Raw genomic sequence first — 9,580 nt, 5'->3', positions numbered from 1 at the left:
GCCTTCTCCTGCGCCTTCGACAGCGCAGCGAGAGGCCGCGCCAGTGGCAGAGCCAGCGCCATCGAATGAGCCTGTCAGTGTCGGGCAAGTTGCCCCGACCAGTCGCGTGAATCCTTCTTATCCGCCGCGTGCTCAGCGGCGGGGCATGGAAGGCTTTGTTGAGGTGGAGTTTGTTATTCGCCGAGATGGTAGCGTCGATAACGGCACGATTCGCGTGACGCGGGCGCAGCCGAGGCGAGTGTTTGAAGATGCAGCCCGCGAAGCGATCGCGCGCTGGCAGTTCGAACCCGGTCAGCAGCTTCGTCGCGCCACGCAGCGCATTGAGTTCCAGTTGAGATAGCCCGTTGAGCTAGTCCGTTGGAACAGCTCGTTGGAATAGTTCGTTGAAATGGTTTGTTGGAATGGTTCGTTGAGTCAGTCCATTGAAAATGCCAGTCGAGGAAAGAGTATGCAGCGTTGGGTGGGAATCGTCGTATTAAGCGCGCTAAGCGTCATGGCGCACGCGAACGAACCGCTGCCGGGTGACATTGTTCGCGATCTTAATGGGTTACAAAGCCAATTAGCTGAGCAGCCCAGCGGCGAGGCTGATAGCGATGTGCTCAACCGTATTACGCGACATGCGCGATCTCAGGCGGCGCGCCTCGCTGGCGGCAATCGTGCGGACCAGTGGGCAAGTGCGCTCTATCATCAGCTCGCTGCGAGTGCGTTGGTGCGTCAAGGTGATCACGTTGCGGCAGCTGATGAGTTAGCCAGCGCACGGCAGCGCCCTAGCGTGCCTAGCAGCCAAATTTTGCGCTGGCTGCGTGATGAGGCGTCGCTGCGTCGCGCAGGTAACCAGCGTACTGAAGCCATCACGCTATATGAGCAGTGGCTAACCCAATCCCAGGGCAGTCCTCACTACGATGAATCAGCATGGCGACTGATTCGCTTATTGGCGGAAGTGGAGCGCTGGGATGACGCCGCTGAATGGCTGTTCCCGCTATTGCAAAAAGGTGGATTGACTGACGCGCAGCAGGCACTAACCACGGTGGTGTTACGCAATGCGGGACAAAACGAGCAAGCTCTCGGTTGGCTAGTGGGTGATTTGAATGCGCAGAGCGAGCCTGATGCTTGGCGTCAGGCGGCAGGGCTTGCTCAGCAAGCAGGCCAGGCTGGTGTGGCGGCTGGTGTGTGGGAGATGGCATGGCAGCTGGGGAAGTTCACCACGACTGAAGATCGCTTAACGTTGATTCGTCTGCATTTAGCGGGTGGTACGCCAGCTAGGGCTGGTGAGCACTTAGAAGCGGCTATTCAAGAAGGTGTGTTGGCGCGTGATGAAGAAACGTTACGGCTGCTGGCGAGGGCGTGGCAGCAGGCTAGGCATGTTGATAAGGCGTTAAGCGCTTGGAAAGCACTTGCTGAAAACACTCAGCAAGCGGAAGACTGGCGGCAGTACGGGCAGCTGGCTTACCGCTGGGGGCAAGATGGTCAGGCTGAGGAAGCGCTTATCAAGGCGGCGAATCTTGGTGATGATCAGGCAGAGCAGTGGTTGGCGAATTTTGAGGAGTGAAGTGAAAAGCCCACAGTAGACGCCCCTCGAATAACGTAAGGGGCGTACGTGTGCTTAGCTTGTTTGTGCTTAGTCTGTCTGGGAAAGCGTCAGCGCAAAATCACTCCAGGTAGGAGCGTGATCGGAAGGTCGCTCCATGCCGCGCAGTTCATAATCAATGCCTGCACCGGTGACGCATTCGGCAAGCGGTTTAGTCACCAGAATGTAGTCAATGCGCAGGCCGCGTTTTGGCTCGCGGTCAAAACCTTTTGAGCGATAGTCAAACCAGCTGAACCACTCACTGTTATCTGGGTGGCACAGCCGATAGCTGTCGCTAAGGCCCCACGCTTTTATACCTTCAAGCCATTCTCGCTCGATAGGCTGAAAGCTGGCTTTGCCCTCGCGCAACCAGCGTTTGCGGCTCGGTTCACCAATGCCAATATCCTGATCTTCCGGCGATATGTTGAAATCCCCCATGATCGCCAGTTGCTCTTCAGGATGGTGCTGGTTTTGTAGCAGGCTTGCCAACTGCCGATAGAAGCGCGCTTTATGTGGGAATTTAGTTGGGTGTTCAACGTTTTCACCCTGGGGGAAGTAGCCATTCCAAACAGTGACCGGTTCACCATTATCGGCTAGTAACCGTACGCCAATCATCCGGCGTTGGGCGTCTTCCTCATCATCAGGGAAGCCATAAAATACCGCTTGGGGTTTTTGCCGACACATTAAGGCAACCCCGTAGTGGCCTTTTTGACCGTAATAAAAAACGTGATAGCCCATGGCTTCAACGTCAGCCAGGGGAAACTCGCTGTCTTGTACTTTGGTTTCCTGTAGGCCAATGACGTCTGGCTGCTGCGTATCAATCAGCGCTTGAAGCTGATGAAGCCGTGCCCGAATGCCATTGATATTAAACGAGACCAAACGCATTACGAACGATCTCCTGAAGGGTTGTCTCCTTCTTTATCAGGATGGATGGCAATATTCTGTCCGTCTTGCTGGCGTGCCAATTTACGCACGGCTTGAAGCTTGCGTTGTTGCTGCTTCTTAGCCACAAAGCGGCGTGAAGGAGCCACTTGGTCAGGGTTGTCATGGCGCCATTTTTTGTAATCTTTGCGGCGACCAGTGCGGATAGTTACCTTATCCGCTAGCGAACGAGTTTTTTTCTTACGCGTCATGTCGCGCTCCTTGGGTTAATTTATGCCTCATTCTAACAGGCAAGCGCACTCCTTCGACAGCAGGACGCGCTCTTATCGCCAACCCCTGGTACAATGCGCACTTCGTGATGCCTAACATCCACAGCAATGGACAGATACACAGCCTATGAGCGAGTCGGAACAGACCACAGCATCGGCCCAGAACCGCAAGCCTAAACGCCGCCGTCGGAAGCCGCGTCGTCGTCAATCGAACTGGGATCTTCGTCAGTTTCAGGTGCCCGCCGTTGCCGGCAAGTGGCGCTTCCATGACTTTGATTTGCCGCTGCCTTTAATGCGTGCCATTCATGCCCAAGGGTTTGAATACTGCACGCCTATTCAGTCAGAGGCACTGCGTCACACGTTGCTGGGTGGCGATATTGTCGGCAAGGCGCAGACAGGCACCGGAAAAACCGCCGCCTTTTTGATCTCGGTAATGGCTTATTTTCTGGAAGAGCCGACCCCTGATGGCCAAAAACAAGGCGCACCCCGTGCGTTGATTATTGCGCCTACCCGGGAGCTGGCACTGCAAATTGAAAAAGATGCTAAAGCGCTTGCTCGCTTCACGCAGCTCAATGTGGCCAGTGTTGTCGGCGGCATGGACTATCAAAAGCAGCGCGACAGCTTGGGTAAGAAGATCGATATTCTGGTGGCAACACCCGGTCGCTTACTGGATTTCCACCAGAAGCGCGATATCGACCTTTCCGAAGTTGAAGTGTTTGTATTGGATGAAGCGGATCGCATGCTTTCCATGGGCTTTATTCCCGATGTGAAGCGCATCATTCGCTATACGCCTAAAAAAGAGGAGCGCCAGACGTTTCTGTTCTCGGCAACCTTTACCGACGATATCTTGAACCTAGCGAGTCAATGGACGCTCGATCCTGCTCATGTAGAGATTGAAGTCACCGTTGAGAACCAGGCAGATATCGATCAGCGCGTTTATCTAGTCTCTGATGACGATAAGCAGCGACTGTTGGTGAATCTGCTGACGCAAGAGAGCTTCGAGCGCGTGATGGTGTTTGGTAACCGTCGTGATCTCGTGCGCAAGCTAGATGATTTGCTGAAAAAAGCAGGCGTCAGTGTCGCTATGCTATCTGGCGATGTGCCGCAAAATCAGCGCATCAAAACCTTGGAAAGCTTCCGTGAAGGAGAAATCCAAGTGCTGGTGGCAACTGATGTCGCAGGGCGTGGTATTCATATTGAAGATGTCAGCCACGTGATTAACTACACGTTGCCTGAAGATCCGGAAGATTATGTTCATCGCATTGGACGTACCGGTCGTGCGGGTGCCAAAGGCGTCTCGATTAGTTTTGTTGGCGAAGAAGATGCGTTCTCGCTACCAGAAATTGAGCGCTACATTAACGGTAAGTTGCCCTGCGAACATCCGCCGGAAGGCATGCTGTAACGCGCATGCTCGATAATGCGCTGAAAAGCGATATTCAAGACGCCTATCGTCGCGTGGTGGAGAAGCTTGAGCTGACACCACGCTACGGCCAGCGTCTGATGATCGCAGAAATCGCTCGTACGCTAGGTGGCATTGAGCAGGATAGTGAAGGCAAGCGCACAAACGATAATCATGTATGTGTGCTGGAAGCGGGTACCGGAACCGGTAAAACGCTTGCCTATCTGATTGCCGCATTGCCGATTGCTAAGGCGCAGGGAAAGCGATTGATTGTTTCCACCGCGACGGTGGCACTGCAAGAGCAGGTGCTTAATCAGGACTTGCCTTCGCTTGCCAGTCATAGCGGTATTGCCTTTCGTTACGCCTTGGCAAAAGGGCGCGGCAGGTACGTATGTGTTGCGCGCCTTGATCAGGCGTTAGAAGGCTCTGAGCCAAACCCAACACTGTCGCTGTTTGAGCAGTTACTTCAATCCCACAGTAGTGACTTTTCCCTATTAGCCACGGATCTGGCCGAAGCTTACGGAAAAGGTGAATGGGCAGGTGATCGCGATACGTGGTCGGCGTCGATCGACGACGGTCATTGGCGACAGCTTACGGTGGATCATCGTCAGTGCACCGGGCGTCGTTGTGGTCATTTCGGTGCCTGTGCCTTTTTCCGTTCCCGGCGTGATCTGGAAGATGCCGATATAATCGTGGCCAACCATGACTTGGTTCTTGCTGACCTAGCGCTGGGTGGTGGGGCGATTCTACCCGATCCCGCTGACTGCATTTTTGTCTTTGATGAAGGCCACCACCTGCCGGATAAGGCGCTTTCCCACTTTGCCCATCGCTTTGCGGTGCATGGCTGCCTGCGGTGGTTAAAAACACTGAAAAGCAGCCTAACCGATCTGCATCAAGGGTTAGCAGTTCAGCCGACGATTGCGCGTTTGCTCGCTGGGCTACCTGAGCTGCTGCATAGCTTAGAGCCCGCTTTAGGCGATGTATTTAGCATGGGGCACCAGCTGGCTGGGCGGGAAAACGGCTTGTCGGATGAAGAAGCTAATCATCAACTTCGTTTTGAAAAAGGTCAGGTACCAGAAGCGCTTCGCGAACAAGCTCAGCAACTACTGGTTATGTTCGCCACGCTGTCACGCAGTCTGGAGAGCATTAGCGATATTCTGCGCGAAAGCCTCGACCCTGAGAAGCAAACAGGGTTGGATAGGGATCAAGCCGACACGTGGTTGCCGCTGATTGCACTGCTGCATGGGCGTTCGCTTGATGCCCATTCACTATGGCAAGCGTTCAGTGAGCAGGATGCTGCCAATGCGCCGCCCAGTGCTCGTTGGATCACGCTTAGTCGTGTGGCGGGAGAGCCGGAAATTGAGTTTTCGGCAAGCCCCGTATCCGCAGCGCATACCCTCGCGAAACATTTGTGGGGGCGCTGCCATGGCGCGGTAGTAACATCAGCAACACTAACCGCGCTGGGGCGTTTTGAGCGAATTCAAGAGCGTGCTGGGCTAGCAAACCGCTACCGCTATCAGGCGTTGCCGAGCCCCTTTGATTACGCCAAGGCCATTCTGCGCGTGCCGAAGGAGGCGACCGATCCCAGTGATCGTGATGCCCATGAAAGCGCCATTGTTAATTTCGTGACCCAACTGGGAGACGACGAAGCGGCACTGGTGCTGTTTTCTTCCCGGGCGCAATTGCGAGCAGTGGAAAAAGCCTTGCCTGCGGCGGCTAAGGGGCGCGTGTTAGCGCAGGATGCGTTACCCAAGCATGAATTGCTTGAGCGTCATCGCGCGGCTGTCGACGATGGCAATGGGAGCATCATTTTTGGCTTGGCTAGTTTTGCTGAAGGTATCGACTTGCCTGGCGACTACCTCACCCATGTGGTGATTACCCGACTGCCATTTGCAGTGCCAGATGATCCTGTGGGGGCTACGCTTGCCGAATGGATTGAAAGCCAGGGCGGTAACCCGTTTATGCGGATTAGCGTTCCAGATGCGTCAATCAAGCTAGTGCAGGCCTGTGGGCGATTGATCCGTAAGGAGAGCGACCGCGGTGTTATCACGCTGTTGGACCGCCGGGTGATTACGCGTCGATATGGCCAGGCGTTGCTAGATGCACTGCCGCCGTTCAAACGAGAGATCATGCCGTAATAAAAGGTAGTATTAAAAGGCAGCAATAAAAACGCCCCGCTAAGGCGAATTACCTTGCGGGGCGCTTATGGTTGCTAGCCGTTTTTTACTGTGCGATGCGCTGGGCGAGCACTGGCGCAAGCTTGTCGTTCATGCGGGTAAAGGTCTCAACCGTTGTGTCCCAATCAATGCAGGCGTCGGTGATGGAAACGCCATAGGTTAGCTGGCTAAGGTCGGCAGGAACTTTCTGGTTGCCCCAGCCAATATTTGACTCGACCATCAGGCCAATAATGGACCTGTTGCCTTCTAGGATTTGGTTGGTGACGTTTTCGAGCACCAGCGGCTGTAGGCCAGCATCTTTATTAGAGTTAGCGTGAGAGCAGTCGATCATAATGTTGGCTGAAAGATCAGCTTTCTTAAGCTCTTTTTCTGCCAGAGCAACGCTGACGCTATCGTAATTTGGCTTGCCATTACCGCCGCGCAACACGACGTGGCCGTAAGCGTTACCCCGTGTACGGATAATGGCAACTTGGCCTGCGTTGTTGATACCCAGGAAGTTATGCGGGCTGGCAACAGACTGCAGGGCATTAATAGCGACGTCGAGGCTGCCGTCGGTGCCGTTTTTGAAGCCGACGGGGCAGGAGAGCCCTGATGCCATTTCACGATGGGTTTGCGATTCTGTGGTGCGTGCGCCGATTGCAGACCAGCTAATGCAGTCTTGCATATACTGGGGGGAGATCGGGTCTAACGCTTCCGTTGCGAGCGGCAGGCCAAGCTCAGCCAGATCGACAAGTAGCTTGCGCGCGATATGGAGGCCTTCATCAATTTCGAAAGAGTCGTTAAGATGAGGGTCGTTTATCAGCCCTTTCCAACCTACTGTGGTACGGGGTTTTTCGAAATAGACGCGCATGACAATGAACAGGCTGTCGCTCACTTGGTCTGCCAATTTACGCAGGCGGCGAGCATAGTCCAGTGCGGCATCGACATCATGGATGGAGCATGGACCTACAACGACGAGAAGCCGGTGATCTTTACCATCGAGGATGTTTTGGATGGTATGGCGACCCTCAATAACAGAGCGTTCCGCAGCTTCTGTAAGCGGAATAGTCTGTTTAAGGGCTTCGGGGGTGGTGAGAACATCCTGTGCGAGGACGTTAAGGTTATTAACCTGCTGATCTGACATCGTGCTACCTGTGCATGCGCTATGGACTTAAAAGTGGCTCTACTATGGCGTGTCAGGCAGGTAAAAATCAATTGTTACGGAACTTGATCTTGTCGAAAAGTGTCACGGTCAAGATTTTGTGGGGGCTGTGAAGAAAGTTGAGAGGAATGAGGGGGAGTGTGTGTAAGCGCTTGATGCCTCGCTAAGAACGCGCAACACTAAGCACCACTGAATACTTTTTTACACTGAATGTGGTAGGCGAATCATTCATTATTATCTGTCATCATTAAGATTAACCAATGCCCAAGGGACACTATGCTGCTTGCTGTGAAGGCCCACATGAAAGGGCGAAGAGAAATAGCGCTCGGCGTGCGTCGCACGAGCGGGAGGGGGGTGTGAATGGGCACTCGTGAAACAGACCAGCAGTTGGTTGAACGTGCCCAAAAAGGTGATACACGCGCTTTCGATCTATTGGTCAAAAAATACCAGCACAAAATTATTGGGCTGATCGGTCGTTATGTTCACGATCACTCCGAAGTACAAGACGTGGCGCAAGAAGCCTTTATCAAAGCGTATCGAGCACTGGGGAAATTTCGCTCGGAAAGTGCGTTTTACACATGGATGTACCGTATCGCGATCAACACTGCCAAAAACCATTTAGTGTCTCGGGGGCGTAGACCGCCCGGCAGTGATCTAGATATTGTCGATGCTGAAATGGTTGACCAGAGCGGACGGTTGGCTGACGCTGAGTCGCCAGAGGCATCGATTGCTCGGGATCAGTTGGAGGCAGCCGTTTACGAAGCCATCGAAAATCTGCCAGATGATTTACGCACGGCGATCACGCTGCGTGAACTGGATGGTCTTGCGTATGAGGATATTGCCCAAGTGATGCAGTGCCCCGTAGGAACTGTGCGTTCGCGTATTTTTCGCGCCCGTGAGGCGGTTGATGAGCATATACGCCCATTAGTGACAACGGCCCGGAACAGTCGTGATGAGTAAGGGGCAGATGGTGGTAGGTTTAGGGCGCTAAATTCACATTTGATTACGTTTTTAGATTTTTTGTGAACTGTCTGGAAAGTGAAGCGTCATAGAACCTGACGATCTTAGTTGGGTCGAGTAAGCGCCAAGTGAACGTTCAATGTTCAGTAGTCAAACAGTTTAATCTGCTGATAATTAAGCGTTTAGGAATTGGCGATTTGAAACAAGGTCTTGGCCTGTGGAGTGGCTGTGGTGGTAAACACTGGGTAGCAGTGTCACCGCAGCGCTTCTAACAACACAGTGTGAGGGTGTGAAGTATGAGTCATAACACACGGGAGTCGCTTTCAGCATTGATGGATAGCGAAAGTGACGAGCTTGAATTGCGCCGAGTGTTGAAGTCATTGCCTGACGATTCTGATGCGGCGGAGACATGGCGGCGCTACCATTTGGCGCGCAGCATGATGCAGCGTGAAAGAAATGTCGATGTGAGCATCGATCTTTCTGCTGGCATTATGGATCGATTGCGCGATGAACCTGCTCCAGCCCTTGAAGACGACACCGTGGTTATTCCCACTCGTTCTGGTGGACTTTCCTTTGCCCGTGGTGCCGGGGTAGCGGCTGCCGTTTCACTGATGGTTATTACCGGGGTGCAGTTCTTTAACAACGGCAACACAACGTCTGGTAGCGCGCAGAATGCAGGCGATAGCATTGCTGCCCAGTCCGGCAGTGGTGTGCAGGTTCAGCCTGTTAATCTCGCGGCTTCTAAACCCGCTTCCATGACGCCATCAGAAATGCCGATGTTTGAACAAACGCCGTTTCGTGTGAATGGCCAATCTGGACAAGGCGGCTTTATGAATGTCAGCGACGCTGGGTTCTCAACACCTCATGCGCCCCAAGGGGACATGGCCCAGCAGACACTGGCTATTGATGCTGACCAGATTCGCCTGCTTAAGACGTACCTTGAGCAGCACGCGCAAGGTGCTGCCGGTGGAAGTGGTGATAGCTGGATGCCATTAATGCGCTCTTCTTCAGTAACGGAGCCTTTAGGACAACGTTAATATTAGGTGCGTTGGCCAACTTTTTTAACCAAGTGAGGGCCCGCGTGGCTGGAAACGTGATAGGTAAATATCTATACGGGAGAGGTAAGTTGGTAGTTGGCCTGTGTGTATTGAGCGCCAGTTTACTGCCTCTCCATTTGAAAGCTGA

At 53.5% G+C, this 9,580-nt stretch carries 9 protein-coding genes; 6 read left to right on the top strand and 3 right to left on the bottom strand.

The features are described from left to right. On the top strand, positions 1 to 340 hold a 340-nt coding region (locus INT22_RS03380; protein ID WP_193067688.1), incomplete at its 5' end, for a TonB family protein. A gap of 69 nt (positions 341 to 409) precedes the next feature. Next, on the top strand, positions 410 to 1,549 hold the full coding sequence (locus INT22_RS03375) for a hypothetical protein (protein ID WP_319022019.1): 1,140 nt from the start codon (positions 410 to 412) through the stop codon (positions 1,547 to 1,549). 69 nt (positions 1,550 to 1,618) lie between these two features. On the opposite strand, the gene xthA is transcribed toward INT22_RS03375, so the two are convergent. Both xthA and INT22_RS03365 read right to left on the bottom strand, forming a co-directional pair. Further along, positions 1,619 to 2,452, bottom strand: coding sequence for an exodeoxyribonuclease III (xthA, locus tag INT22_RS03370; protein WP_193061343.1), 834 nt, complete (start codon positions 2,450 to 2,452; stop codon positions 1,619 to 1,621). Continuing rightward, complete coding sequence (locus tag INT22_RS03365) at positions 2,452 to 2,700, bottom strand: hypothetical protein (protein ID WP_038485210.1); 249 nt, start codon at positions 2,698 to 2,700, stop codon at positions 2,452 to 2,454. Before INT22_RS03365 ends, xthA begins: the two co-directional genes overlap by 1 nt. A gap of 145 nt (positions 2,701 to 2,845) precedes the next feature. On the opposite strand from INT22_RS03365, the gene rhlB reads away from it, so the two are divergent. Further along, positions 2,846 to 4,120 (top strand): ATP-dependent RNA helicase RhlB, encoded by a 1,275-nt coding sequence (rhlB, locus tag INT22_RS03360; protein ID WP_193067687.1) that lies wholly within the window; start codon positions 2,846 to 2,848, stop codon positions 4,118 to 4,120. A gap of 5 nt (positions 4,121 to 4,125) precedes the next feature. Continuing rightward, on the top strand, positions 4,126 to 6,255 hold the full coding sequence (dinG, locus tag INT22_RS03355; protein WP_193061344.1) for an ATP-dependent DNA helicase DinG: 2,130 nt from the start codon (positions 4,126 to 4,128) through the stop codon (positions 6,253 to 6,255). An 85-nt stretch (positions 6,256 to 6,340) separates the two neighbouring features. On the opposite strand, the gene INT22_RS03350 is transcribed toward dinG, so the two are convergent. Beyond that, positions 6,341 to 7,417 carry a 3-deoxy-7-phosphoheptulonate synthase gene (locus tag INT22_RS03350; RefSeq protein WP_193061345.1) on the bottom strand — a complete coding sequence of 359 codons (1,077 nt, stop codon included), beginning with the start codon at positions 7,415 to 7,417 and terminating at the stop codon, positions 6,341 to 6,343. Positions 7,418 to 7,795: 378 nt separating this feature from the next. On the opposite strand from INT22_RS03350, the gene rpoE reads away from it, so the two are divergent. Next, positions 7,796 to 8,395 carry an RNA polymerase sigma factor RpoE gene (gene rpoE, locus INT22_RS03345; protein WP_038485199.1) on the top strand — a complete coding sequence of 200 codons (600 nt, stop codon included), beginning with the start codon at positions 7,796 to 7,798 and terminating at the stop codon, positions 8,393 to 8,395. 296 nt (positions 8,396 to 8,691) lie between these two features. Beyond that, complete coding sequence (locus INT22_RS03340; protein WP_193061346.1) at positions 8,692 to 9,432, top strand: sigma-E factor negative regulatory protein; 741 nt, start codon at positions 8,692 to 8,694, stop codon at positions 9,430 to 9,432. The last annotated feature ends 148 nt before the right edge of the window (positions 9,433 to 9,580 follow it).

This window comes from Halomonas sp. 3D7M, assembly GCF_014897885.1.
Classification (GTDB): Bacteria; Pseudomonadota; Gammaproteobacteria; order Pseudomonadales; family Halomonadaceae; genus Vreelandella.
Note: the sequence above shows the minus strand (reverse complement) of the source record. Positions and strands in the feature narration are given on the sequence as shown.

Coding starts and splice junctions, on each gene's coding strand:
- xthA (WP_193061343.1), bottom strand. CDS start 2,452: ATGCGTTTGGTCTCGTTTAATATCAATGGCATTCGGGCACGGCTTCAT.
- INT22_RS03365 (WP_038485210.1), bottom strand. CDS start 2,700: ATGACGCGTAAGAAAAAAACTCGTTCGCTAGCGGATAAGGTAACTATC.
- rhlB (WP_193067687.1), top strand. CDS start 2,846: ATGAGCGAGTCGGAACAGACCACAGCATCGGCCCAGAACCGCAAGCCT.
- dinG (WP_193061344.1), top strand. CDS start 4,126: ATGCTCGATAATGCGCTGAAAAGCGATATTCAAGACGCCTATCGTCGC.
- INT22_RS03350 (WP_193061345.1), bottom strand. CDS start 7,417: ATGTCAGATCAGCAGGTTAATAACCTTAACGTCCTCGCACAGGATGTT.
- rpoE (WP_038485199.1), top strand. CDS start 7,796: ATGGGCACTCGTGAAACAGACCAGCAGTTGGTTGAACGTGCCCAAAAA.
- INT22_RS03340 (WP_193061346.1), top strand. CDS start 8,692: ATGAGTCATAACACACGGGAGTCGCTTTCAGCATTGATGGATAGCGAA.